Origin of the sequence: Dorea sp. 210702-DFI.3.125, from assembly GCF_020560945.1 — a bacterium.
GTDB classification, from domain to species: domain Bacteria; phylum Bacillota; class Clostridia; order Lachnospirales; family Lachnospiraceae; genus Dorea; species Dorea formicigenerans.
In genome coordinates this window covers 1-478 of sequence record NZ_JAJCNF010000086.1, presented here as the reverse complement: position 1 = coordinate 478, position 478 = coordinate 1, and the positions used below count along the sequence as shown (strand labels likewise).

The window sequence follows — 478 nt, the reverse complement described above, 5'->3', positions numbered from 1 at the left end:
CAGAGCGGATTTCTCTTTGCGGCGGGTACACAGGGGATAGCCGCTTTAGCGGCGCAAGGGGGTGTAGCCACCTTGTCGGAGCGAAGCGAACGCAGACCTCGGATTGCTGATTTTATCAGCGGCAGAGGTAAGCTCCGCAGGACGCACGATACATGGTCTTTAGACTATGTATAGAAGTGCGCCCTTAGTTCCTAAGGGATTTTGCCGTTTCCGGCAGTCTTGTCCTTTTTCTTGGAACGCTTGGAAAGATACTTCGGGCAGTCAACCACAACCGCCCGGAAGCTCTGTTTACATTCGTGCTGGCATTTCCGGCACAGTTCGTTGTAAGTGATACGGCTGCGGTCATTTAAGAAGAAAGACCATTCCAGCCGTCGCTTGTTGCTCATTCTTGCCATAACCGGCTCCTTTCTCCGTTTCTATCTGATGTACGCAGATAGGCTGTTTTGGTGTAGCGTCTCGGTATCATTTTTAAGGTTTT

1 protein-coding gene is annotated in these 478 nt (G+C 50.8%); it reads right to left on the bottom strand.

What is annotated here, in order from left to right:
* Positions 1–191 precede the first annotated feature (191 nt).
* Positions 192–395, bottom strand: a complete 204-nt coding sequence (locus LI164_RS15650; protein WP_004614949.1) for a hypothetical protein — start codon at positions 393–395, stop codon at positions 192–194.
* Between the last annotated feature and the right edge of the window lie 83 nt (positions 396–478).